Raw genomic sequence first — 24700 nt, 5'->3', positions numbered from 1 at the left:
CATAGCGGTACGGACAGGGGTTCGATGACCGACAACTCATCACCGCGGCTGCTCGACGGCGTACGCGTGCTCGACATGACGAACGTCCTGTCCGGCCCGTACGCCGGCTACCAGCTCGCCCTCATGGGCGCCGACGTGATCAAGCTGGAGATCCCCGGCACCGGAGACCTGGCCCGCCAGCTCGGCGCCGACCCCCGCCTCAGCGGCGAGAACCTCGGCGTCTCCTTCCTGGCGCAGAACGCGGGCAAGCGCTCGGTCACCGTCAACCTCAAGCACGCCTCCGGCCGCGAGGTCTTCACCAGGCTGCTGGGCGAGGCCGACGTGCTGCTGGAGAACTTCCGCCCCGGCGTGCTGGACAAGCTCGGCTTCGGCTGGGAACGGCTGCGCGAGATCAACCCCGGCCTGGTCTACTGCGCGCTGTCCGGCTTCGGCGCCACCGGGCCCATGCGCGAGCGCCCCGCCTACGACCAGGTGATCCAGGGCCTGGCGGGCATCATGAGCGTCACCGGCACCCCGGACACCGCGCCCGTACGGGTGGGCTATCCGGTGTGCGACAGCGCCGGGGGCATCACCGCCGCCTTCGCCGTGGCCGCCGCCCTGCACCGCAAGCTCCGCACCGGACAGGGCGCCCACCTGGACGTGTCCATGCTGGACGCCGCGCTCACGGGGATGGGCTGGGTGGTCTCCGACTACCTCGTCGCCGGGCGGGAGCCGGTGGCCATGGCCAACGAGAACCGTACGTCGGCGCCGTCGGGCACCTTCGAGACCGCCGACGGCCAGCTCAACATCGCCGCCAACAAACAGGAGCAGTTCGAGACCCTCTGCCGGGTGCTGGGCCGGCCGGAGCTCATGAGCGACCACCGCTTCCGCACCAGGGACGACCGCAAGACCCACCGCGACGCCCTGCGCGAGGAGCTGGAGAAGACGCTGAAGACCAGGCCGGCGGCCGAGTGGGACGAGATCCTGCTGCCGACCGGCGTGCCCGCGGCGCCGGTGGTCACCGTCCCGCAGGCGCTGCGCTCGCCGCAGGTCGAGCACCGGGGCCTGCTGCACCGCCTGCCCTCCCCCGCCTCCGGCGGCGGCGAACTCGTGCTGCTGGGCGGTGCCGCCCACGTGGACGGCCGCCCCCTGGCCCCCGCCGGCCCGCCCCCGAGACTCGGCGAGCACACCGACGCGGTGCTGCGCACCCTCGGCTACTCCGACACCGACATCGCCCGCCTGCACCAGGAAGGAGCCGTTTGACTTCCTCCCTCTCGAAATCGAGAGGGATCCCCACGGTCGCTCATGGAAGTTCCCGTTTCACCGCCGGTCGCCCGCCCGAGAGGACTCTCGTTGAGGTCTTACACCAGCTCCGCAGGCGTTTTACTTGTCCGCCAGCCCAGCGGCCAAGAGGTTGCGGGCCGCGTTGACGTCCCGGTCGTGGATCGCGCCGCACGCGCAGGCCCACTTCCGGACGTTCAGCGGCATCCTGTCTTGCACGCTCCCGCAAGCCGAGCACAGCCTGGAGGAGGGGAACCAGCGGTCCACCGCGATCACGGCCCGGCCGTACCAGGCGGCCTTGTACTCCAGCATGCTCCGCAGCTCCCGCCACGAGGCGTCGGAGATGGCTCGGGCGAGTTTGCCGTTCTTGACCATGTTGCGGACGGTGAGGTCCTCGATCACGACCGTTTGGTTCTCACGGACAAGTCGAGTGGTGAGCTTGTGCAGGAAATCCCGGCGACGGTCGGCGATCCTGGCGTGAACGCGGGCCACTTTGAGCCGGGCCTTGGCCCGGCTGGCGCTCGCTTTGGCCGTGCGGGCGAGCGCCCGCTGAGCCCTGGCCAGTTTGCGCCGGTCGCGGCGTTCGTGGCGGGGATTGACGATCTTCTCTCCGGTGGACAGTGTGGCCAGGGCGGTGATGCCCGCATCCATCCCCACCGTCTGCTCCACCGGCGGGAATGGAGTGATCGTCTCTTCTGTCAGGAGGGAGACGAACCAACGGCCCGCCGCGTCCCGGGAAACGGTGACCGTGGACGGCTCGGCGCCCACCGGCAGCGGACGCGACCAGCAAATGTCGAGTGGCGCGTCCATCTTGGCCAGCCACAGCCGGCCCTCGCGCCAGCGGAAGGCCGAGCGGGTGTACTCGGCCGAGGCCCGCGCCTTCTTGCGCGATTTGAACGTCGGATAGTTGGCCCGCTTGGCGAAGAAGTTCGCGAACGCGGCCTGGAGGTGGCGCAGCGCCTGCTGCAACGGCACGGAGGAGACCTGCGACAGGAAGTCGTAGTCGCCGCTGCGTTTCCATGCGGTCAGGGCCGCCGACGACTCCCCGTAGGAGACGCGACGCCCGTCGATGGTGTACGCGCGGGTGCGCTCCTCCAGCGCCTTGTTGTAGACGAGGCGGACGCAGCCGAACGTCCGGGCGAGCTCTTCGGCTTGCTCGGGGGTCGGGTAGAAGCGGTACTTGTAGGCCCGCTTCACGGTCTGCGCCACAGTTCACATTCTAGTACGCGATCAGTCACGCATCGTGCACATGTTCGATCCTGCCGCACTATTCCACGTACCCTCCCTGCCCTTAAGAACGGGGTTTTCACGCCAAGGAGATTCGATGAGCACCACGACTGAGCAGGTGACCGGATGGTGGGCCACCGCCATATCCGACATCTCCCCCGGCGTCATCCGGCTGCACGGCTATCCCGTCGAGCAGCTCATCGGCCGGCTGTCGTTCGCCGACACGATCTGGCTGATGCTGCGCGGCGAGGTGCCCTCGCCCGGTCAGTCCGCGCTGTTCGAGGCCGCGCTGGTGTCCGGGGTGGACCACGGGCCGCAGGCGCCCTCGATCGCCGCCGCCCGCATGGCCGCCACCTGCGGCGTCGGCCTCAACACCGCCGTGGCCACGGGCGTCGGGCTGCTCGGCGACGTGCACGGGGGCGCTGGTCAGGAGTGCATGGCCGTGCTGGCCGACATCCGGGTACGAACCACCGCAGACCCGGCAGAGGCCGATCCTGCGGATGCCGATCTGGCGGGGACGGTCTCGGAGGTGGTCTCGGGGGTGCTGGCTGGGTATCGGGGTGCCAAGCGGTACTTTCCCGGGTTCGGACACCGCTTCCACCCGCGCGACCCGCGCCGCGACCCCCTCGTGCGGGCGGTCGAGGACGCGGCCCGCGACGGCGTCGTCGAGGGCGCGTACCTGCGGATCGGGCTGGAGATCGAGCGGCAGCTGGCGCCGGTGCCGATGAACGTCGACGGCGCCACCGCCATCGTCTACAGCGAGCTCGGCTTCGCGCCCGAGCTGGGCAGGGGCCTGTTCGTCCTGTCACGCGCGGTCGGCGTCCTGGCGCACGCGTGGGAGGAGCACGGGGAGGGCCGCCGCATCAAAGGCCCCATACCGCCCCCGCTGCTGCCCGCCTACCGGGGACCGGAACCACGCGATCTGCCCGCCGACCGGCACTGAAACGGCGCTGAAACGCCCGCCGGGCGGCGCATGATCGCCGCTGGTCCCGTACGGGTAACATGCCGACATGCCGCCGACCCGCGAACACGCCGAGCTGAAGCTGCAGCCGTTGCCGCACGCGGGCCGGTCGCTGGCCGAGCAGGTGATCTCCGAGGTGCGCCGGGCGGTGCACACGGGCGCGATGGTCCCCGGCCGGCTCTACTCCGTCTACCAGGTGGCCGAGCAGCTCAACGTCTCCAGGAGCCCGGTCCGCGAGGCGATGCTGCGCCTGGCCGAGGCAGGGCTGGTGCAGGTCGAGCGCAACCGCGGGTTCCGCGTCGTGCTGCCGCATCCCCGGGAGATCGTCGAGATCTTCGGGGTACGGCTGGCTCTGGAGCTGCCCGCCGCGCGGCGGGCAGCGAGGGGGGACGCCGCCGGGCTCGGCGCGGCGCTGCGGGCGACCATGGCGGAGATGGCGGCGGCGGTCGAGGCGGCCGACGAGGCGCTGTTCTTCCAGCTCGACCAGGCGCTGCACGACCGCCTCCTGGTCGCGGCGGGCAACGGCAGGGCCCGCGCGATCGTGGGCGGGCTGCGCGACACCATGCGCATCCTCGGCACGTCCACGGACGACCGCTCCCGCACGCTGCGGCAGGTGCACGAGGAGCACGAGCCGATCGTGGCGGCGGTCGCGGCGGCGGACGCCGAGGGCGCGGTGCGCGCGATGCGGTCCCATCTGACCAACACCGGCCTCATCCTGGCCCGGCAGGCGGCCAGGGCCCAGGGCAAGCCGGTCGACGTGGACGCGTTGTGGGCATCCATCGTCGAGGAGCCGCAGCCGGGCTAACGGGCCATCGCCGAAGAGCCGCAGCCAGGCCGACGGAACATCCCCGAGGAGCCGCAGCCGGGCTGACGAGCCGTCGCCGACGAGCCGCAGTCGGGTTAACGGGCCGGGGGCAGGGTGATGTCCCGGGCCAGGCCGAGCTCGTCGCGGACGCGGGCCAGCGAGGCCGCCCGGGTCGACGCGTACAGCTCGTAGGGGTCGTGCAGCGGGCGCCCGAGCACTGCGGCCAGCGCCTCGGGGCCGAAGTCCGCGCCTGCCGCCGTCACGTCCTTGGCGCCGTCGGAGGTCAGGTTGGACTGGAAGATGCCGGCGGCCGAACGCGGCAGGAAGTCCTCGTACACGATGGGCCGGGCGCCGATCCACCCGTCGGCCAGGAGGGTCGCGAGGTCGGCGGGCGCGGCGCCGCCGGGGCGGGCGCCGAGGACGTGGAAGGTGAAGTACGCGAGGTCGCCCGCGGCCAGGTCGGCCTCGCCGCGCGGCACCCGGTCCGCCCACAGCTTGGCCCCGGCGGCGTTGCGCTCGTCCGTGGTGACCCGCTGCCCGGCGAGCGCCGCGTCCAGCTCGGCCGACAGCTCGTCGTAGAGCGCGCGTCCGGCGGGCGTCACGGCGATGCCACGCGCCTCCACCTCCCCGAACCGCACCCGCAGGTCGTCCTGGACGACCCGCCCGTCGTCCTCCCTGAACAGCCGCGGCTCGGCCAGCGCGCGGAAGGAGGTCTGGCGCAGCAGCAGGTCGGGGCCGTCCCAGCGGGGCGGCCCCTGGATGGCGTCGATCATGGTGATGCCGCGCTCGCTCATGCGGGCGTAGAGGGCGTCGATGTCGAGCACGCGCGGGGTCAGGTGGTTGACGTGGGTGGAGGCCACGCCGCCGATGTCGGCGGCCACGGCGGACACGCGTTCGAGCTCGGCGTACCAGCTGCGGGAGACCGGCTCCGCGGACAGCTCGAACGCCCGCGTGGCGAGCGTCAGGAACTCCTCGGCCGCCTCGTCGTCCAGGCCGCCCTCGGCCTCGGCGCGGTCGGCCAGGTCGAGCAGGCGCGGCGGGAACAGCCGGCGCGCCCCCAGGAACTCGCCGAGCCGGCGCTCCAGGTCCGCGCCGAAGAACCGCCGGTCGCCCGTCACCAGCATGGAGGTGAACACGCGGAAGGGGTTGGCGGCCAGCTCGTCCTCGTCCACGGGGCGGAAGGCCGTGGAGACGACGGGCACGGAACTGCTGGCCGCCTCGCGCAGGTCGTAGTAGCCGACGGGGTACATGCCCATCGCGCCGAAGATCCGCGCGACCTGCGCCAGCTCGGCCGGGGTGCCGACGCGGATCGCGCCGTGCCGCTCGGCGGTGACGCGGCCGATGGAGCCGAGGCGTTCGGCGCCGGCGCCCATCCGGGCCAGCACCTCGTGGTTCACCTCCTGCGCGACGTCGACGAGCGTGTTGTACGCGGGGACCTCGGTGCCGTACATCGCTGACAGGCGCCGGGCGAAAGCCGCCCGGAGTGCGGTCGCGTCGACCATCGTGCCTTCTCTCCTCGCCGCCGGAAGCGAGTAGCATGCTACATGGGTCGCATGTAGCATGCTACTCATGGACCGCGCAGCCGCTCTCGCGACCGACCTCCGCCGCCGCGGGGTCACCGACGTGCTGGACGACTCCACGTCGCGGGCGCTCCACTCCTCCGACGCCTCCCTCTACCGGGTGCCGCCGCTGCTGGTGGCCCGGCCCAGGTCCGCCGAGGACGTGGCGACGGCGATCGAGCTGTGCGCGCGCCACGAGATCCCCCTCACCGCGCGCGGCGGCGGCACGTCGGTCGCCGGGAACGCGGTCGGCCCCGGCCTGGTGCTGGACTTCAGCCGCCACATGGACCAGGTGCTGCGGGTCGACGCCGAGGCCCGCACGGCGGTGGTGCAGCCGGGGGTGGTCCAGGCGGCCCTGCAGCGGGCGGCGTCCCCGTACGGGCTCAGGTTCGGCCCCGACCCGTCCACCCACACCCGCTGCACCATCGGCGGCATGATCGGCAACAACGCCTGCGGCTCCAGGACGCTCGGCTACGGCCGCACGTCCGACAACATCGCCGGGCTCAAGGCCGTGGCGGGCGACGGGACCGCGCTGGACCTGCCCGGCCAGGCCGCGTCGGACCTGCCGGGCGCCTCCGCCGCGCCGGCCCGGCCCGGCCGGGGCATCCCGGCCGCGCTGCGGGATCTCGCGATGGCCGACCTGGCCACGATCAGGACCGAGTTCGGCCGGTTCGGGCGGCAGATGTCGGGATACGCGCTGGAGCACCTGCTGCCGGAGCGCGGGTTCGACGTGGCCCGCCTGCTGGTCGGCAGTGAGGGCACGCTGGCGGTGCTCACGGAGGCGACGGTGCGGCTGGTGACCGATCCGGCGCACCGCGCCCTGGTCGTGCTCGGCTACGCCGACATCGCCGCCGCCGGGGACGCCGCGCCGGGAGTGCTGGAGCACCGGCCGACGGCCTGCGAGGGCATCGACGCGCGCATCGTCGACGTGGTGCGCCTGCGGCGGGGCCCCGGCGCGGTGCCGCCGCTGCCGCGCGGCGCCGCCTGGCTGTTCGTCGAGGTCGCGGGCGACGACGCGGCCGAGGTGCGGGAGCGGGCCGCCCGGGTGGCGGCCGGCGGCGAGGACGCCCTGGTCGTCACCGATCCGGCCGAGGCCGCGGCGCTCTGGCGCATCCGTGAGGACGGCGCGGGCCTGTCGGGGCGCAGTCCCGCCGGGCGGCCGGCGCACGCGGGCTGGGAGGATGCCGCCGTGCCGCCCGAGATGCTGGGCCGCTACCTGCGCGACTTCGAGGCGCTGCTGGCCGGACACGGCCTGACCGGCCTGCCGTACGGGCACTTCGGCGACGGCTGCCTGCACATCCGGCTCGACGTGCCGCTGGACCAGCCGGGCGGGCGCGCGGCGTTCAGGGCCTTCCTGGTGGCCGCGGCCACGCTGGTCGCCGGCTACGGCGGCTCGCTGTCCGGCGAGCACGGCGACGGCCGGGCCCGGAGCGAGCTGCTGCCGCTCATGTACTCGCAGGCGGCGATCGACCTGTTCGCCGGGGTCAAGGCGATCTTCGACCCGGGCGACGTGCTCAACCCCGGCGTGCTCGTACGGCCCCGCCCCTTCGACGCCGACCTGCGCGTCCCGGCCGCCCACCCGGTGCGCGAGGGCCTGGCCCTGGCCTACCGCCACGACGGCGGCGACTTCGGCCAGGCCGTGCACCGCTGCACGGGCGTGGGCAAGTGCCGGGCCGACAACACCGCGGCCGGCGGGGTGATGTGCCCCTCCTACCTGGCCACCAGGGAGGAGAAGGACTCCACCCGGGGCCGCGCCCGGGTGCTCCAGGAGATGATCAACGGCTCCGGCGTCACCGGCGGCTGGCGCTCTCCCGAGGTCCACGAGGCCCTCGACCTCTGCCTGTCCTGCAAGGGCTGCGCCTCGGACTGCCCGACGGGGATCGACATGGCCGCGTACAAGTCCGAGGTGCTCCACCAGACCTACAAGGGGCGCGTCCGGCCGCTCACGCACTATTCCCTGGGGCGGCTGCCGCGCTGGGCGCGGCTGGCGAGCCGGATGCCGCGGGCGGTGAACGCGCTCATGCGCGTGCCGGGGCTGCCGGCGCTGGCCGGGGTGGACCGGCGGCGCGGGCTCCCGGAGTTCGCGCGGGAGACGTTCCGGGCCTGGTTCGAGCGGCGGAGCCCGGCGGAGGGCAGGCCGGTGATGCTGTTCGTCGACACCTTCACCGACCATTTCGCGCCGGAGATCGGCCGCGCGACCGTGAAGGTGCTGGAGGCGGCCGGCTACCGCCCGCGGATCAGCGAGCGCCGCCAGTGCTGCGCGCTCACGTGGATCTCCACCGGGCAGCTGGACGCGGCCCGGGCCATCCTGGGCCGCACGGTCGCCGAGCTGGCCGAGGCCGCCGGGCAGGGGGTGCCGATCGTGGGGATGGAGCCGTCGTGCACGGCCGTGCTGCGCTCGGACGCGCTGGAGCTGCTGGACGAGGCGGTGGCCGGGCCGGTGGCGCGCATGACCCGCACGCTGGCCGAGCTGCTGTCCGGCACGCCCGGCTGGCGGCCGCCCGCGCTCGACGGGGTGACGGTGGTGGCCCAGCCGCACTGCCACCACCACGCGGTCATGGGCTGGGAGCAGGACCTGCGGCTGCTGCGGGAGGCGGGCGCGCGGGTGACCCGGCTGGGCGGGTGCTGCGGGCTGGCGGGCAACTTCGGCGTCGAGAAGGGGCATTACGACGTGTCCGTGGCGGTGGCCGAGCACCAGCTGCTCCCGGCGGTCCGGCAGGCGGAGCCGGGGACGGCCGTGCTCGCCGACGGGTTCTCCTGCCGTACGCAGATCGCCGATCTGTCGGCCCGGCGGGGCACCCACCTGGCCCAGCTCCTCGCCGACCGGCTGCCGTAAGGTCTGCTTATGCTCAACCCGCTCCACCTGCGGACGCTGACCGCCGTGCTGAACGCGGGCTCGTTCGCCGCCGCGGCCAGGCGGCTCGGCTACACGGGGTCCGCGGTCTCGCAGCAGATCGCGGCGCTGGAGCGGGCGGTCAGGATGCCGCTGTTCGAGCGCGGGGCCCAGACGATCACGCCCACGCCGGCCGCCCGGTATCTGGTGCTGCGGGCGTACGAGGTGCTGGCGGCGCTGGACGCGCTGGAGGACGACGTCCGCGGCATGTCCGCGGGCACGATCGGCCGGCTCAGGCTGGGCAGCTTCCCCACCGCGAGCCAGCGGCTGCTGCCGATCGCCCTGGCCGCGTACGCGCAGACGCACCCGGCCGTCGAGACCCTGCTCGACGAGGGGGAGCCCGACGAGCTGATCCCGCTGGTCCGGGCGGGCGAGCTCGACCTGGCCCTGGTCTACCGCTACGACCTGGTGCCCCGCGCCTGGCCGCGTGACCTGCGGGAGATCCCGCTGCTGGCGGAGGAGCTGCTGCTCCTGCTGCCCGCGGGGCACTCGCTGGCCGCCGCCGGGGCGGTCGCGCTCGACGACCTCAAGCACGAGACGTGGGTGTCCACCCGGGAGGGCACCTCCGGGGCCTCCTGCCTGCGCCGGCTGTGCGCGCGGGCGGGCTACGAACCGCAGGTCGACTACCGCAGCAACGACTACGGCGTCATCCACGGGTTCGTACGCTCCGGCCTGGGGGTGGCGCTCGTCCCGGCGCTGGCGCACCTGCCCGGCGAGGGCGTGGTCGCGACCGGGCTCGACGGCGTCGAGGCCCGCCGGCGCATCGCCGCCGTGCACCGGACGGCCAGTGCCAACCCGGCGGTGACCGGCGCCGTGTGCTCCCTGCGGCTGGCCGCGGCCCGGCTGGAGGACGACCTCCCCCGGAGCATAAGAACTTCTTACGCCTCACCCACAGATGCCGAGGCTTGACCGCTTCCTCCGGCTCTGTCCGATCCCCGATCCTGAATGCGGTACGTGAGGAAGGAAGCCGATCAATGGGACGTGACCTGCCCGCGCGGGCCTCGGTGGTCATCATCGGAGGCGGCGCCATGGGCGTCAGCTCGGCGTACGCGCTGGCCGCGGCCGGCGTGAGCGACGTGGTCCTCATCGACAAGGGGCCGCTGGGCTCCGGCTCGACCTCCAAGGCGGCCGGCGGCGTGCGCGCGCAGTTCTCCGACCGGGTCAACATCGAGCTCGCCGTACGCAGCCTGGAGACGTTCGAGACCTTCGCCGAGCGCTTCGGGCAGGAGATCGACCTGCACAAGCCCGGCTACCTGTTCCTGCTCGACTCCCCCGAGTCGGTCGCGGAGTTCGAGAAGAACGTGGCGATCCAGAACGACCTCGGCGTCCCCAGCCGGATGATCCCGGTCGGGGAGGCCAAGGAGCTGTCGCCGCTGATCGACACCGACGGGCTGCTGGCCGCCGCCTACTCCCCCACCGACGGCCACTGCACTCCCGAGTCCGTGGTGCTCGGCTACGCGGGCGCGGCCCGGCGGCTGGGCGCGCGGCTGCTGCCGAACTGCGCCGCGACCGGCATCGAGGTCGTGGACGGCCGCATCGCCGCCGTCCGGACCGAGGGCGGCCGCATCGAGACCGACACGGTGATCTGCGCGGCCGGCGCCTGGTCGCGGCCGGTCGGCGAGTGGGTGGGGGTCGACCTGCCGGTGGCCCCGCTGCGCCGGCAGATCCTGGTCACCGAGCCGGTCGCGGACCTGCCGCCGATGGCGTTCACCATCGACTTCGGCACCACCTTCTACTTCCACCGCGAGGGCCCCGGGCTGCTCCTCGGCATGTCCGACCCGGACGAGACGCCGGGGTTCAAGCTCGACCGCTCCGACGCCTGGCTGCCCAGGCTCGGCGAGGCCATGGCCCGCCGCGCCCCGGCGCTGATGGAGACCGGCATCGCCACCGGCTGGGCCGGGCTGTACGAGGTGACGCCGGACCACAACGCGCTCATCGGGACCGCCCGCGGCGTCGACCGGTTCATCTACGCCACCGGCTTCTCCGGCCACGGCTTCCTGATGAGCCCGGCCGTCGGCGAGGTGGTCCGCGACCTCTACCTGGGCCGGACGCCGTTCGTGGACGTCACCGGCTTCGACGCGGGCCGTTTCGCCCTGTCCGGGGCCAGGCCCGAGATCAACATCGTCTGACAAGGAGATCCTGATGGTGACCACGCTGCCCGGCGCCGACGAGCTGGCCGCGACGGCGCGAGAGACCGCCAAGCGCTGCGGTGTGGACGTGGACGCGCTCGGCGGCGGCGTCACGACCACCTCACCGATCAACGGCGGGCCGCTGTCCGCCGTTGACTGGGTGGACCCCGGCGCCGTGGACACCGCCGTGGAGCGGGCCAGGCAGGCGTTCCTGGCCTGGCGAACCGTGCCCGCGCCGGCCCGGGGCGCGCTGGTCAAGCGGCTCGGCGAGCTGCTGTCCGCGCACAAATCGGACCTCGCCACGCTGATCAGCCTGGAGGTCGGGAAGATCACCTCCGAGGCGCTCGGCGAGGTCCAGGAGATGATCGACATCTGCGACTACGCGGTGGGGCTGTCCCGCCAGCTGTACGGGCGCACGATCAGCTCCGAGCGGCCCGGTCACCGGCTCATGGAGACCTGGCACCCCCTCGGCGTCGTCGGCGTGATCAGCGCGTTCAACTTCCCGGCGGCCGTCTGGTCGTGGAACACGGCCATCGCCCTGGTGTGCGGCGACCCGGTCGTCTGGAAGCCGTCGGAGCTGGCGCCGCTGACCGCCCTGGCCTGCGCGGCCCTGCTCGACCGGGCCGCCGCCGAGCACGGCGCGCCCGCGTACCTGAGCCAGGTCCTCGTCGGCGGCCCCGAGGTCGGTGAGGCGCTCGTGGACCACCCCGGGGTCGCCCTGGTCAGCGCCACCGGCTCGACCCGCATGGGCCGCGCCGTGGGGCCGCGGGTCGCCGCCAGGTTCGGGCGGTCGCTGCTGGAGCTCGGCGGCAACAACGCGGCCGTGGTGTGCCCGTCCGCGGACCTCGGCCTGGCCACGCGCGGCATCGTGTTCTCGGCCGCCGGGACGGCGGGCCAGCGGTGCACGACCATGCGCCGCGTCATCGCCCACGCCGACATCGCCGACGCGCTGGCCGAGCGGCTCACCGACGCCTACGCGCGGCTGCCGATCGGCGACCCGATGGCGCCGGGCACCCTGGTCGGACCGCTCATCAACGGCCGCGCGCACGCCGCCATGCGCGCCGCGCTGGAGGCCGCCGTGGAGCAGGGCGGCACGCTGGTGGCCGGCGGCGGACGCCAGCTCGCCGACCAGGCTCCGGACGCCTTCTACGCCGAGCCGGCGCTGGTGCGGATCGGGGAGCAGACCCCGATCGTGACCCAGGAGACGTTCGCGCCGATCCTCTACGTCATGCCGTACGAGACCCTGGAGCAGGCCATCGCGCTCAACAACGCGGTCCCCCAGGGCCTGTCGTCCAGCATCTTCACCCGCGACCAGGCCGAGGCCGAGCTGTTCGTCTCGGCCGAGGGCTCCGACTGCGGGATCGTCAACGTGAACATCGGCACCTCCGGGGCCGAGATCGGCGGCGCGTTCGGCGGCGAGAAGGAGACCGGCGGCGGGCGCGAGTCCGGCTCGGACGCCTGGCGCGGCTACATGCGCCGGGCGACGAACACGATCAACTACTCCGGCGAGCTGCCGCTGGCCCAGGGGGTCGAGTTCACCGTCTGACCAACCCGGCAAAACTGAAGATTCGCGAGTGTGGCGGCACCGCCGCGTTTCAGTCGTCGTCGGAGAAGACCAGTTCATCGACCGTCGCCACAAGTTCGGCGGGAGGCGGCTTGATGTCGATCGCGTCGCCCCAGCCGGAGAACCGCACATCGGCGGTCTGGAGATCGCGGTCTTTGACGTTCCAGAGGGAGTCGGGCTCGTCATACCGCGTCTGGCACCTGCGTACGAGCTGATCCGAGCCGAGCCACAGCCGCCACTTCACGGGCAACTTGGCATAGCTCGCGTACTGTCCTGTGGGCTTCTCGAGGTCGTCCACCCACAGGCGCGGATTCAGCTTGTACAGCTCACCGATGGTGATGCTGCCTTCGTAGAGGGTGGTGCGGGTGCCGTCGTAGACGCCGGCGGGTCGCTTGACCGTCGTGGTGGCCAGCACGTGCTGGAGAGTGACAGGATCGCTCAGCCTGATCTTCCCGCACGCCAGGTACAGGTCGTTTTTTTTGGTCTCCAAGATCCAGGACTTGCCCGCCGGCAGATAGTCGGGGCGGTCGCGCTCCCAGCCGTAGGCGCGGTCGGGGAAGATGATGCTCCGAGAGTCGCCGGATGAGAACTTCGAGTAGCGGAGGTCCATGGCCACGATCCCACCGCCACCGAACTCGTAGACGGCCCGCGATCGGCTGGTGACGTGATCCTTCTTCGGCCCCCAGACGCTCCGGTACACCGAGCTCTGCCGCACTCCGCCATGACCGTTGAGCTGCTGCTTCAGCGCCGCGACCGGATCGGGACGGGTGACGGCTTCGGCGTGCGGGCCGACGACCGAGACGGATGCCGTCAGTAAGAGAGCCGGCCCGATCGTCCATCGACCCATGCTCATGCGCTCCCCGCTCGGTTCCGTGCCGTCCGGAACGGAGGCTGTGGGAGATCTTCGCGAATCAAGATCTCAACGCCGTCACGGATGCGTTCCGGCGGAGCCCGGCCGGTGCCTGCGCAGGGTGGTGGCGGCACCGGCCGGTCAGGCAGGAGCGTCAGGTGGTGAGGGTGGCCACCGGCTCCAGGTCGTAGGTGCGGGCGTAGCCGTTCTCGGTGCCCACGAGCAGGTCCACAACGTCGAAGTAGCGGTCCCAGAAGGGGGTTTCGCGCAGCGCGTCGATCAGCAGCCGGTAGGCGTCGTGGTCGTCCGCCTCCCAGACCCAGATGTCGGTGACCCGCGCCGAGTAGAACTCCGTGTCGTAGAAGCGGGAGCGCACGCCGCGGGTGCGGGCCTCGATCACCGGGACGACGTGGGTGGTGAAGGCCTGGACGCGTTCGGCCACGGTCATCGCGAGCCACTCGGGCGTTGTCTTGACCAGCATGAACGCGGTGACCGGTGGCTGGGTTCGGTCAGTGGGCATCGACGGCCTCCGGTGTGGCGAGGACGGCGGGCTTGAGAGTCTGCGCGCACCACTGCGCGAATCCGGTGGCCGGGCCCGCCTGTGGCGAGCGGTCGACGCCCGCGTCCAGGCCCTGGTCCTTGGCGCGCTTCATCTCGACCATGCCCTCGACGAACGCCTCGTTGAGGCCGTAGCCGAGCAGGGTGGACCGCAGCTCGTCGAGCGGCCGGCGCCGGTAGCGGACCGGACGGCCCAGCTCCTCGGTCATGATGCGGGCCAGGTCGTCGGGCGACAGGTCCTGCGGGCCGAGCACCGGAACGCTGCCGACGCCGGTCCAGGAGCGGTCCAGCAGCAGCCCGGCCGCCGTCGCGGCGATGTCGGCGACGGCCACCAGCGGGGCCGGACGGTCCGCGGCGACGGTGTCGGTGAAGACGCCGTGCTCGCGGATCGAGTCGGCCTCCTCCAGCAGGTTCTCGAAGAAGGACGGGCTGGCCAGGGCGCGGTAGGCGACGCCGGAGCCGGCGATCAGGTCGTCCATGGCCAGGGAGGCGGTGACCAGCCCGGCCCGGGCGGCGTGCGGCGTGCCGCGGCCGAGCGCCGAGACGCCGACGACGTGGCCGACGCCGTGGGCGGCGAACGCCCGCGCGGCCGGGCGGGTGAAGCCGCTGTACGCCTCGTCGGGTGTGGCCGAGGCGTCCGGCGGCACCAGCCAGAAGACGGCGTCGGCCCCGGTGAAGGCGCGCTCGACGGTCGCGGCGTCGCCGTGCGAGCCGGTGACCACCTCGACCCGTCCGCGCACGGCCTCGGGGAGCCGGGCAGGATCGCGGACCACGACGCGCAACTCCTCTCCGCGGGCGGGCGCGGCCTCGACCAGCAGCGACAGCAGCCGCCTGCCGATGTTCCCGGTGGGGGCGGTAATGACGATCATGAAAACCTCTCGGTCTGTATCGGATCGGTACGGCCCTTTGATCGTGCAGACCCGAATCGCATTGCCACAATGGGAACTTCAGCATCCAATCATTGCCTGAAACGGAATAATGCCGGTGAGCAGCCCAGACCCGAACCTCGACGCCAACCTCGCCGTCGCCCTCGACGCCCTGCTGACCGAGCAGAGCGTCACCCGTGCCGCCGCCCGGCTGCACACCTCCCCCGCGGCGATGAGCCGTACCCTGGCCCGGCTGCGCCGGGTGCTCCAGGACCCGCTGCTGGTGCGGGCAGGACAGGCGATGGTGCCGACACCCCGCGCCGAGGCGCTGCGGGACGAGGCCGCCGCGGTGGTGCGCCGGCTGGAGGCCTTGCTCACCCCGAGCGGCGGGATCGACCCCGCCACATTGCGGCGCACGTTCACCGTCCAGGCCTCGGACCTGGTCGGCGCGGCGCTGGCGCCGGGTCTGCTCGGGCTGGCCCGGCGCCGGGCGCCGGGCGTCTCGCTGCGGGTGCTGGCCGAGGAGTGGGAGGCGGGCCCCGCGCTGCGCGAGGGCCGGATCGATCTGGAGATCGGGGCCATCGACCACGTCGACCCGGAGACCCGGGTCGAAGAGCTGGTCACGCTGCGGATGGCGGCTGGCGTCAGGGCCAGGCACCCGCTCGCCGAAGGAACCCTGACCCCCGCCAGGCTGGCCGCGGCCGAGCACGTCACGGTCAGCCGCCGGGGACGCTTCACCGGCCCGCTGGACGCGGCCTTGGCCGAGCAAGGGCTCAGCCGGCGGGTCAGCGCCGTCCTGCCCGGACATCTGGCGGCGATGGCGCTGGCCGCCGTCGGCGACGTGGTCTGCCTGGTGCCGACGGCGCTGCCGGGCGAGCCCCCTTCACCACTCAGCGACGCGGCGCACGCGCTGGGACTACGCCTGCTGGAAATCCCGCTGCCGCTGCCACCACTGACGATCGGCATGGCCTGGCACCCGCGCCACACCGCCGACGGGGCCCACCAGTGGCTGCGTGGCGCCGTGCGCCGGGTACTCCGTCCGGCCATATACGAAACTCCGGTTGCGTAAATGGATGGCTCCGGTGTACCTTGAATTTCGCTACCCAAGTAGCGAAATGGAGGGATCCACATGAGGCCACGGGGGCGACCGCGTGACACCGAGGTCGACGAACGCGTCCTGCAGGCGGCCACCGAGCTGCTGCTGCGGCGTGGGTACGGCGGCCTGACCACCGACGAGGTGGCCGAGCGGGCCGGCATCGCCAAGACCACGCTGTACCGCCGCTGGCCCACCAAGGACCACCTCGCCCTGGCCGTCGTGGCCAGGCTGCAGGACCACGACGAGATCACCGACACCGGCGACATCCGGCGCGACCTCACCGACTACATGGAGAAGGTCGCCGCCGGGCTCAACCGGATGCGGGTCGCGGGCCTGCCGCCCGGCCAGGAGAGCCGCTCGGCGGGGACGGTGGCCGAGCTGGTCGCCGCCGCCGCCCGCCACGACGACGTCGGCGAGCTGGAGCGGGATGTCTACGCCCGCCGCAACGCGCTCGCCTGCCGCCTCATCGAACGCGCCCGCGACGAGGGCCGGCTCCGCCCCGACGTCGACCCCATGACGCTGCTGGAGCAGCTCGCCGGAGCCCTGTACTACCGCGTCCTGATCACCGGCAACCCGGTGGATCGCGCCTACGCCGGACGCCTGGTCGCCGCCGCCCTCGACGGCGCCCTGTAACTCCTGAGGAAGGACTTCTCACCATGTCGCTCATCACGCCCGAGACCGCGGTCGTACGCGCGGCCGACGCCGAGATCATCGGCGGCGGCGACGCCCCGGCCACCGGCCGGCTCCTGCTCGACTCCAGCGCCACCGGAGGCGCCCTGAGCAGCCTCCGCATGACCCTCACCCCGGGCGCCGACGGCGCGGTGCCCCACCTGCACACCTCCTCCAGCGAGCTGTTCTACGTCCTGGGCGGCGCCGCCCAGGTGCTGGCGGGTGAGGAGGTGCTCACCCTGGAGGAGGGCGACATGGCCGTGGTGCCCCCGAACGTCGCCCACGCCTTCGCCGCCGCCCCCGGCTCCGAGGCCGACCTGCTGATCGTCATCACGCCGGGCGTGGAGCGCTTCGAGTACTTCCGGCTGCTGGCCCGCCTGCGCACCGGCGAGGCCACCCTCGTGGAGCTGCTCGATTCGCAGGAGCTGTACGACAACCACTTCCTCGACAGCCCGCGGTGGAAGGAGGCCCGCTCGCTCGGGCAGGGCTGACGATCAGGACTCCACGGGCGGCTTGGGCGGCTTCCGGTCCCACCCCTGGCTGCCCTTACGGCCCAGCGACCACATCTGCATCCCGCGTTCGATCTCCAGCGCCGACGGCCAGGACACCGCGGGCGGGCCGAGTTCGAGGGTGGCGCTCTGCTTGATCCGCCGGGCCAGCTGGGGGTCGGCGGCGGCCATGGACACGAGCCGGGTGGCGGTGTCCAGCATGGCGTGCGGCTCGGCCACGTCCCAGGCCAGGCCGCGGCGTACGGCCTCGGCGCCGGACAGCGCCGCGCCCAGGGCTCCGAGCGCGATGGCGTGCTGATACCCGGCCGCGCGGCCGAGCAGGGCCAGGTGACCACCGCCCGGATGGATGCCGCGCGCCACGAACCCGCTGTCGAGCACCGCGTCCGGGCTGACCAGCATCAGGTCGGTGGCCAGGGCGAGGTTGAGCCCGGCGCCGACCGCGCCGCCGGTCACCAGGGACACGCTGGGCACCGGGAGCCGCCCGACCTGCACGAACGCCGCGTACACGGCCGAGGTCCGCGCGACCGACTCGGGCGCGGCGGGATCGGCGGAGGAGGCGGCCAGGTCGCGGGTGTCGGCGCCGCTGCAGAAGTAGGCGCCCGCGCCGTCGACGAGGACGGCGCCGATGGTGTCGTCACCGTGAACGCGGGCGCAGAAGTCCTCGATGACGGCGGCCATCTCCAGCGTGATGGCGTTCTTGCGCCGGGGGTTGTTCAGGGTGAGCCTGGCGATCCCGTCGCCGACGGTGGTGATGGCGGGCGGTTCGGCGGTCATGGTGCTGCTCCTGTCGTCAAAGGGGCCTCGACCCCGGCTCGCCGGTGACGAGCTCCCACACGTCGCCCGATCCTCTCGCCAGGTCGGCGCATCTGCGCTGCCAGTGGAGCTCGTTGCCGTGTTCCTCGCGCCACGCCCACAGCCTCCTGGTGCAGGCGCCGAGCCGGTGCTCCATCGTGAACCCGATCGCGCCGTGCAGCTGGTGGCCCGCGGCGGCCACCGACCGGGCCAGCGCGGACGCCTCGGCCTTGGCCGAGGCCACGGCGAGCTCCCGGTCCTGGGCGCCGTCCCGCAGCGCCGCGACCGCCGCGTCCGCCGCCACCTCGACGGTGACCACGTCGGCCGCCAGCCGCGCGAGCCGGTGCTGGACGGCCTGGAACCGGGCCAGCGGCCGGCCGAACTGCACCCGGTCGGCGACGTGCCGCGCGGTGAGCGTCAGTACGGCGCGGGCGGCGCCGGCCAGCTGCAGCGCCCGCGCCGCGGCCCCGTGCAGCTCCAGCTCGTGGCGCCACGGGCCGGGCGGCAGGGGCGTGACCGCCGCCTCGGCGCGGTCGAGCACGGCGCTGTCGCGCTCCTCCCCCGCCAGGTTCTCGCCGGGGGAAAGCACGGCGGTGGCGGGCAGCACGGCGGTGGCCGGCCCGTCCGGGGTGCCGACCAGGGCCACCAGGTGATCGGCGGATCGCAGCCAGGGCACGCGGATCAGCGGGCCGGTGACCCGCCACCGGCCGCCGGGGCCCGGCTCCGCCACCAGATCACCGGTGTACGCGGTCACCACCCCGGGCTGCAGGGCGGCTCCCGACGCGGCGAGCAGCGGGCCCGCGACGAACAGGGCCTCGGCCAGGGGCAGCGCCGCCCCGGCCGCGCCGGCTTCGCGGACCACCACGGCGGCGTCCGTGAGCGTGCCGCCGCTCCCGCCCTGGGGCTCGGGAACCGTGAGCGAGGTGAAACCCAGCTCCTCCAGCCGGGCCCAGAGCGCCGGGCCTGGCAGCTCCGCGTCCAGCAGGCCCCGCACCGCCTCGGCCAGGTCGCGGAGATGGGCGGGGGTCATGAGGACAGCTCCTTGGCCACGATCGAGCGCAGGATCTCGTTGGTGCCGCCGCGCAGGGTGAAGGCCGGGACGTGCAGGACGGCCTTGGCCAGCATGGCCGCGAGCCCCCGGCCGCCCGGCTCCGGACGGACGTGCCGCCGCACGGCGTCCACGACGTCACCCTCGAACTCCGTGCCCAGATCCTTGACCAGGGCCGCCGCCACGGCCGGGCTCTCCCCCGCGGCCAGCCGCGCGGCGACCGACAGGGACAGCCGGCGCAGCGCCACCAGCCGGGAGACCAGCCGGCCCAGCTCGGCGTGCGCGACCGGGTCGTCTCCCAGGTTCTCCGGCCGGGCCCACTCCCGCAGCAGCGGCAGCGTGCTGAGGATGCGCTCGGGGCCGGAACGTTCGTTGCCCAGCTCCGCGGTGACCTGGCGCCAGCCGTCCCCCCGGCGGCCCAGCAGGCCGTCCGCCGGGATCACCGCGTCGTCGAAGACCACCTCGTTGAAGTGGTGCGCCCCGTCGATGGTGATGATCGGCCGGATCGAGACCGCCGGGTGGGGCAGGTCCACGATGAACTGGGAGAGCCCGGCGTGCCGGTCGCCGGCGTCGTCGGTGCGCGCCAGGACGACCACCGCCGTGGCGATGTGCGCCACGCTGGTCCACACCTTGGTGCCGGTCAGCCGCCAGCCGTCCTCGACCTCGGCGGCCCGGGTCCGGACCGAGGCCAGATCCGAACCCGAATCGGGCTCGGACATGCCGATCGCGAAGAAACCCTGGGCGCGGGCGATTTGCGGAAGATACGTATGTTTCTGTTGCTCTGTGCCGTTATGCAGGATGCTGGGGGCGATCTGCCGGTCGGCTATCCAATGGGCCGCCACCGGCGCCCCGGCGGCCAGAAGTTCCTCGGTCACCACATAGCGCTCCAGCGCGGTCCGCCCGTGCCCGCCGTACGCCGCGGGGATCGTCATCCCCACCCAGCCGCGCCCGGCCAGGCGGCCGCTGAAGGCCGGATCGACGCCCGACATCCAGGCGTCGGCCTCGGGGGCGAAGCCGCCGGAGGCGATCTCGTCCTCGAGGAACCGCCTGACCCGCACCCGGAGGTCCCGTAACCCCTCCGGCAGCCCGGCGACCGCGCCGAGCGCCAGGGCCTGAGCATTCACGAGGGGATCTTATATACGCGATGCTTCCCACTCCGGGAAATGCGCGGCCAAACCGGCCGTTCCCAGGAAAACAAGTAGATCTTTTGCTCATATGTGCCATTCATCAGCCCCTGACACCTAAACTTCGGGAATGCGTTATGTCCCTTTTGTCCTGGTTGCCGCTGCGACGCTGGCATACACCGCGACTCCGGCAGCGGCCATCACCAACGGTTTCACCGACGGTGACGCTCACCCGGAAGTAGGGGCTCTCATCTCCGATGAGGCGAATCCCGACGGCACGTGGTCGTACTGCACCGGAACGCTCATCTCGCCGACCGTCTTCCTCACCGCCGCCCACTGCGGTGAGCCGAAGCAGAAGACGGCCACCGTCTCCTTCACGGGCCACTACAAGCGCGGGGGCCAGGTCTACTCCGGCCGTTACATCCCGGACCCCCGCTTCTCGAAGAAGTCCGACCTCCATGACATGGCCGTCGTCCTGTTCAACAAGCCCGTCCCGAACATCACGCCCGCCCAGCTGCCCGCTCTGGGCCTGCTCGACCTCCTCAAGGCCCAGAACAAGCTGGACTCCACACGTTTCACCCCCGTCGGGTACGGCTCGCTCAAGCCCACCAAGAAGAAGCCGCGCGGCCAGAGCTTCCACTACACCGACACGCGCCACCAGGCGACCATCTCGTACAAGAGCATGACTCGGAGATGGCTCAACCTCTCGCTGTCCACCAAGGGCGACGGGAGCACCTGCTTCGGCGACTCGGGCGGCCCGAACTTCCTGGGCGGGCTCACCTCGCACCTCCTCATCGCCACGACGATCTCCGGCGCGGACGACGCCTGCAGGAAGACCAACTACGACTACCGGCTGGACTCCGCCTCGGCGCGGCAGTTCCTCGGCAAGTACGTCACCCTTCCCGGAGATGCCTGGTCAGCGGCGATCGCGGCGCTTCCGGCCCGTCCGAGCGCGGGCTGAAGATGGGGCGGGGCATCGGGACCCGCTCCGCCGCCGGCGGCGGCGCCTGATCCACCAGCGCCTGGATCGCCGTCCTGCGCCTCTCGATGCCCGCTCCGTCGATGCTGATCCGCGGCCTGCTCCGGCTCTTGTCTTCCATCACGCACGGGAGCGTACTGAGACGGAGACCAAGAGCAGGTCACGAGCGCGCCCGGTTACTCCCCGTCAGTCGAACGTCTCGTGGACGGCGTCCGGGACGTCCTCGTCCAGCTCCACGCGAACCCGCTCGATCGTGCCGGTGAAGGGGAAACCGCGCGGATAGTCCCAGCTCACCGGGGACAGCGCGTCGCGCCCGAGCACCAGGCCCTGCCAGCCGATCAGGTAGCGGGCGGTCGTGAGCGGCTCCTTGCCGCCGTCGGGGCGGCCGTCCACGGCCAGGGCGGCCACACCCTGACAGGGGCCGGTCCTGGTGAAGATCATCGACAGGACGTGGTCGCCCGGCGGCAGCGGGCGCTCGCCGTGCACGCGGTAGCGGGTGCCCTGGTGGTTGTACTCGTAGTGGAGCCGGCCCTCTGCCACGTACAGGACGTGACCGCCGTTCACGTCACCCTGGGAGATCAGCACGCCTTCGTCGCCCTCGCGCAGCCGCACCTCGGCGTCGATGCGGTACGAGCGGTCGTAGATCAGCGGCGTGACCCCGCCCGGGATGCGGCTCATCTCCGGGTAGAGCACGAAACTCCGCCGCCTTCTGGGCGAGGCCGCGCTGTGGTATTTCGCGGCGCGTTCGGCGAAGTTGCGGTCGTCCAGGGGGAAGACGCCGTACCGGTCGGCCTCGGACCACCAGCGGCCGATCAGCTCATGGAGCACGTCGGGGCGCTCGGCCGCCAGGTCGTGGCACTCGGAGAAGTCGTCGTCCAGGTGGTACAGCTCCCACCGGTCGTCGTCGTAGGAGGTGCCGCGCTCGTGGTAGGCCACGGCCTTCCAGCCCTCGTGCCAGATCGCGCGGTGCCCGTACATCTCGAAGTACTGGGTGGGGCGGCTGGTCGGGGCCGTGGCGCCGTCGAAGGTGTAGCGCATGGACACGCCGTGCACGGGCAGCTGCGCGAGCCCCCGGTACGTCTGCGGCATCTCCGCGCCGACGACGTCCAGGATCGTCGGGGTCACGTCGATGACGTGGTGGAACTGCGTCCGCACGCCGCCCTCGGGGACCCGCCCCGGCCACGAGACGATGAGCGGGGCCCGGACGCCCCCGGCGTGCGTGTTCTGCTTGTAGCGCTTGAGCGGCGTGTTGCCCGCCTGCGCCCAGCCCCATGGGTAGTTGCCGTGGCAACGGAAGCCGCCGATCTCGTCGAGGCGGGCGAAGTTGTCGGCGTGGGAGACGGCGTCGCCGTTCTCGTAGGCGATCGAGTTGGTGTTGCCGAGCGCGCCGCCCTCCTGGCTGGCGCCGTTGTCCGACAAGAGCACGATCAGCGTGTTCTCGCGGGTGCCGATGTGCTCCAGGTGGGCGATGAGCCGGGCGAGGTGGGCGTCGGTGTGCTCCAGCATCGCGGCGAACGCCTCCTGCAGCCGGGCGGCGACCGCGCGTTCCTCCTCGGGGAGCTCGGCCCAGGGCCGCACCCCGTCGTTGCGGGGCGCCAGCGCGGTGCCGGGCGGGATGATCCCGAGCTCGACCTGCCGGGCGTGGCGGCGCTCCCTGATCACGTCCCAGCCCTCGTCGTAGCGGCCCCGGTAGCGCCGCAGGTACTCCTCGGGCGCCTGGTGCGGCGCGTGGCCCGCCCCCATGGCCAGGTAGAGGAGGTACGGCTTGTCCGGCCCCACCGACTTGTGGTCGGAGACGCAGGCGATGGCCCGCTCGACGAGGTCCTCGGTGAGGTGGTAGCCCTCCTCCGGGGTCCTCGGCGGCTCCACCCGGTGGTTGTCCTGGACCAGCTCGGGAAAGTACTGGTCGCTGATGCCCTCGAGGAAGCCGTAGTAGCGGTCGAAGCCCCGGCCCAGCGGCCACTGGTCGTAGGGGCCGATCGCGCTGGTCCGGTCCATGGGCGCCAGGTGCCACTTGCCGAAGGCGTAGGTGTTGTAGCCGGTGTCGCGCAGCACCTCGGCGATCGTGGCCGCGCGGTGGGTCACGGTGCCGCGCTTGCCGGGGAAGCCGCTGTCGGCGTTGGACAGCAGGGACATGCCGACGGCGTGGTGGTTGCGGCCGGTGAGCAGCGAGGCCCGGGTGGGCGAGCACAGCGGCGTGACGTGGAAGTTGGTGTAGCGCAGCCCGCCGGCGGCCAGGGCGTCCATCGTGGGGGTGGCGATCTCGGATCCGTAGCAGCCGAGGCTGCCGAACCCGACGTCGTCGAGGACGACCACGATCACGTCCGGCGCGCCCTCCCGGGGCCTGGGCGGCTGCGGCCACCACGGCGTGGAGTCCTGGTAGGTACGTCCCACGTGCCCCGAGGTCATGCACGCATCCTTTCTTCGAGCTGGCGCAGGGTCAGGCCACGGGTCTCCGGGGCCAGTTTGAAGGTCACCGCGGCGTTCAGCACGGCCAGGGCCGAGATGACCAGGAAGGAGACGGCGCCGAGCGCCTCGAACATGCTGGGCAGCGCCAGCGTGCCGACCACGCTGCCCGTCTTGCCGACCATGTTGACGATGCCGACGGCCCGCCCCCGCACCCCCGCCGGGAACAGCTCGGGCGCCCAGGAGTAGAAGGCCAGCGAGGTGCCGCCGTTGATCACCGCGATCGTGACGGCGAAGGCCGCCAGCACGAGCCACGAGGTGCCGAACCCGGCCCAGATGAGGAACGTGCACGCGGCGGCGACGGCCGTGCCGGTGATCGCGATGAAGCGGCGGCCGATCGACTCGATCACCCACAGGCAGACGATCAGGCCCAGGATCACGGCCAGCGCCGTCGTGCAGGCGGTGAACAGCAGCGAGGTGAACGTGCTCGGCGTGACGATGCGTTTGATCAGGCTGGGCTGGTAGAGCAGGATGGCCGAGCCGTACAGGTTGTTGCAGCCCCAGTACACGCAGAGCATGACCATCATGATCGCCAGCGGCCGGCGGAACAGCATCCGCAGCGGGGCCGGCTGCCCGCCGCCCGTCGCGGCGGGCTCGGGCGGGCCCGCCTCGCCGGAGGTGGCGTACCGCCAGGCGGCCACGGCCTCCTCGTGGCGGCCGTGGGCACGCAGCCAGTACGGCGACTCCGGCGTACGGCGGCGCAGGAAGAGCAGCAGCACCGCCGCGACGGCCCCGGTCGCCATCACCCAGCGCCAGTGCTCCACCCCGGAAGCGGTGAAGACCAGCAGCGTGACGGCGATGGCGGTCAGCGCGCCCAGCATCCAGGCCACCCCGCCCAGGCCGGTGAACGTCCCGCGCCTCCTGGACGGGATGAACTCCGTGATCAGGGCGGCCGAGGCGGGCATGTCCGCGCCGATCGCGAACCCGACGCAGAACCGCAGCGCGATGAGCTGCCACACGTCGTTCACGAACAGGAAGCCGAGCGAGGCCAGCACGAAGACGGCCATCGAGGCGAAGAACACCGGCCGCCGGCCGAAGCGGTCGGTCAGCGGGCCGGTCAGCAGGGAGCCGAGTGCCATCCCGACGAACGCGGACGCGCCCACCAGGCCGAGGACGCCGGGGTCCGGGGAGAGCTCGGGCACGATGCCGAGCAGGGCGCCGGACAGGACCAGCAGGTCGTAGCCGTCCACGTAGTAGCCGCCGATGGCGGTCAGCGCTATCCTGCGCTGACCTCTGGTCATGCGTCCGGCATCGAACTCCACAATCTCGCTCGTCATATTCCGGGAATTTAGGACAGGCGCAACCATTCGTCTATTGCCATGGCCCGGCTCAAAACCATACGTTT

General features: G+C 72.6%; 21 protein-coding genes. 11 read left to right on the top strand and 10 right to left on the bottom strand.

Translation table 11 applies throughout. The features are described 5' to 3' along the window. The first annotated feature begins 24 nt into the window (after positions 1–24). On the top strand, positions 25–1242 hold the full coding sequence (locus AB0L65_RS24515; protein WP_364249113.1) for a CoA transferase: 1218 nt from the start codon (positions 25–27) through the stop codon (positions 1240–1242). Between the two features lie 120 nt (positions 1243–1362). On the opposite strand, the gene AB0L65_RS24510 is transcribed toward AB0L65_RS24515, so the two are convergent. Continuing rightward, positions 1363–2469, bottom strand: a complete 1107-nt coding sequence (locus tag AB0L65_RS24510) for an RNA-guided endonuclease TnpB family protein (protein ID WP_364249111.1) — start codon at positions 2467–2469, stop codon at positions 1363–1365. A 115-nt stretch (positions 2470–2584) separates the two neighbouring features. Between AB0L65_RS24510 and AB0L65_RS24505 the strand changes: the two genes are divergently transcribed. Beyond that, positions 2585–3430 (top strand): citryl-CoA lyase, encoded by an 846-nt coding sequence (locus AB0L65_RS24505; protein ID WP_364249109.1) that lies wholly within the window; start codon positions 2585–2587, stop codon positions 3428–3430. A 67-nt stretch (positions 3431–3497) separates the two neighbouring features. Beyond that, on the top strand, positions 3498–4253 hold the full coding sequence (locus AB0L65_RS24500; protein ID WP_364249107.1) for a GntR family transcriptional regulator: 756 nt from the start codon (positions 3498–3500) through the stop codon (positions 4251–4253). A 95-nt stretch (positions 4254–4348) separates the two neighbouring features. Here AB0L65_RS24500 and AB0L65_RS24495 read toward each other — a convergent pair whose 3' ends face one another. Then, a complete protein-coding gene (locus AB0L65_RS24495) occupies positions 4349–5755 on the bottom strand; it encodes a VOC family protein (protein ID WP_364249105.1) in 1407 nt (468 codons plus the stop codon). 67 nt (positions 5756–5822) lie between these two features. On the opposite strand from AB0L65_RS24495, the gene AB0L65_RS24490 reads away from it, so the two are divergent. The 4 genes from AB0L65_RS24490 to AB0L65_RS24475 all read left to right on the top strand — a co-directional run bounded on the left by AB0L65_RS24490 (position 5823) and on the right by AB0L65_RS24475 (position 12380). Further along, positions 5823–8648 carry an FAD-linked oxidase C-terminal domain-containing protein gene (locus AB0L65_RS24490; protein WP_364249103.1) on the top strand — a complete coding sequence of 942 codons (2826 nt, stop codon included), beginning with the start codon at positions 5823–5825 and terminating at the stop codon, positions 8646–8648. Positions 8649–8657: 9 nt separating this feature from the next. Then, positions 8658–9614, top strand: a complete 957-nt coding sequence (locus AB0L65_RS24485) for a LysR family transcriptional regulator (RefSeq protein WP_364249101.1) — start codon at positions 8658–8660, stop codon at positions 9612–9614. 65 nt (positions 9615–9679) lie between these two features. Continuing rightward, positions 9680–10834, top strand: a complete 1155-nt coding sequence (locus AB0L65_RS24480; protein ID WP_364249099.1) for an FAD-binding oxidoreductase — start codon at positions 9680–9682, stop codon at positions 10832–10834. A 13-nt stretch (positions 10835–10847) separates the two neighbouring features. Further along, positions 10848–12380 carry an aldehyde dehydrogenase family protein gene (locus AB0L65_RS24475; protein WP_364249097.1) on the top strand — a complete coding sequence of 511 codons (1533 nt, stop codon included), beginning with the start codon at positions 10848–10850 and terminating at the stop codon, positions 12378–12380. A 49-nt stretch (positions 12381–12429) separates the two neighbouring features. Here AB0L65_RS24475 and AB0L65_RS24470 read toward each other — a convergent pair whose 3' ends face one another. The 3 genes from AB0L65_RS24470 to AB0L65_RS24460 all read right to left on the bottom strand — a co-directional run bounded on the left by AB0L65_RS24470 (position 12430) and on the right by AB0L65_RS24460 (position 14675). Beyond that, on the bottom strand, positions 12430–13251 hold the full coding sequence (locus AB0L65_RS24470) for a hypothetical protein (RefSeq protein WP_364249095.1): 822 nt from the start codon (positions 13249–13251) through the stop codon (positions 12430–12432). A 151-nt stretch (positions 13252–13402) separates the two neighbouring features. Beyond that, positions 13403–13768, bottom strand: coding sequence for a darcynin family protein (locus AB0L65_RS24465; protein WP_364249093.1), 366 nt, complete (start codon positions 13766–13768; stop codon positions 13403–13405). Then, positions 13758–14675, bottom strand: a complete 918-nt coding sequence (locus AB0L65_RS24460; RefSeq protein WP_364249091.1) for an NAD(P)H-binding protein — start codon at positions 14673–14675, stop codon at positions 13758–13760. Before AB0L65_RS24460 ends, AB0L65_RS24465 begins: the two co-directional genes overlap by 11 nt. A 115-nt stretch (positions 14676–14790) precedes the next feature. Between AB0L65_RS24460 and AB0L65_RS24455 the strand changes: the two genes are divergently transcribed. The 3 genes from AB0L65_RS24455 to AB0L65_RS24445 are packed head-to-tail and all read left to right on the top strand — an operon-like array spanning position 14791 to position 16928. After that, on the top strand, positions 14791–15741 hold the full coding sequence (locus AB0L65_RS24455) for a LysR family transcriptional regulator (protein ID WP_364249089.1): 951 nt from the start codon (positions 14791–14793) through the stop codon (positions 15739–15741). 60 nt (positions 15742–15801) lie between these two features. Next, the gene (locus AB0L65_RS24450) at positions 15802–16401 is read left to right on the top strand and encodes a TetR/AcrR family transcriptional regulator (RefSeq protein ID WP_364249087.1); all 600 of its coding nucleotides are present in this window, start codon (positions 15802–15804) and stop codon (positions 16399–16401) included. Between the two features lie 23 nt (positions 16402–16424). Beyond that, positions 16425–16928, top strand: a complete 504-nt coding sequence (locus tag AB0L65_RS24445; RefSeq protein WP_364249085.1) for a cupin domain-containing protein — start codon at positions 16425–16427, stop codon at positions 16926–16928. 3 nt (positions 16929–16931) lie between these two features. Here the strand turns inward: AB0L65_RS24445 and AB0L65_RS24440 are convergent, their stop codons facing one another. The 3 genes from AB0L65_RS24440 to AB0L65_RS24430 are packed head-to-tail and all read right to left on the bottom strand — an operon-like array spanning position 16932 to position 19910. Continuing rightward, positions 16932–17720 (bottom strand): enoyl-CoA hydratase-related protein, encoded by a 789-nt coding sequence (locus tag AB0L65_RS24440; protein WP_364249083.1) that lies wholly within the window; start codon positions 17718–17720, stop codon positions 16932–16934. Between the two features lie 16 nt (positions 17721–17736). After that, positions 17737–18768, bottom strand: a complete 1032-nt coding sequence (locus AB0L65_RS24435) for an acyl-CoA dehydrogenase (RefSeq protein WP_364249081.1) — start codon at positions 18766–18768, stop codon at positions 17737–17739. Then, positions 18765–19910 carry an acyl-CoA dehydrogenase family protein gene (locus tag AB0L65_RS24430; RefSeq protein ID WP_364249079.1) on the bottom strand — a complete coding sequence of 382 codons (1146 nt, stop codon included), beginning with the start codon at positions 19908–19910 and terminating at the stop codon, positions 18765–18767. The genes AB0L65_RS24435 and AB0L65_RS24430 overlap by 4 nt, the downstream gene beginning before the upstream one ends. 130 nt (positions 19911–20040) lie before the next feature. Between AB0L65_RS24430 and AB0L65_RS24425 the strand changes: the two genes are divergently transcribed. Continuing rightward, a complete protein-coding gene (locus AB0L65_RS24425) occupies positions 20041–20871 on the top strand; it encodes a trypsin-like serine protease (RefSeq protein WP_364249077.1) in 831 nt (276 codons plus the stop codon). A gap of 204 nt (positions 20872–21075) precedes the next feature. On the opposite strand, the gene AB0L65_RS24420 is transcribed toward AB0L65_RS24425, so the two are convergent. Further along, positions 21076–23298 (bottom strand): arylsulfatase, encoded by a 2223-nt coding sequence (locus tag AB0L65_RS24420; protein ID WP_364249075.1) that lies wholly within the window; start codon positions 23296–23298, stop codon positions 21076–21078. Continuing rightward, positions 23295–24632: an MFS transporter gene (locus AB0L65_RS24415; RefSeq protein ID WP_364249073.1), complete on the bottom strand. Its 1338-nt coding sequence runs from the start codon at positions 24630–24632 to the stop codon at positions 23295–23297. The genes AB0L65_RS24420 and AB0L65_RS24415 overlap by 4 nt, the downstream gene beginning before the upstream one ends. Positions 24633–24700: the final 68 nt, after the last annotated feature.

Source organism: Nonomuraea sp. NPDC052116 (assembly GCF_040680035.1).
Lineage (GTDB): Bacteria > Actinomycetota > Actinomycetes > Streptosporangiales > Streptosporangiaceae > Nonomuraea > Nonomuraea angiospora_A.
This window is presented reverse-complemented; position numbering and strand designations above follow the sequence as displayed.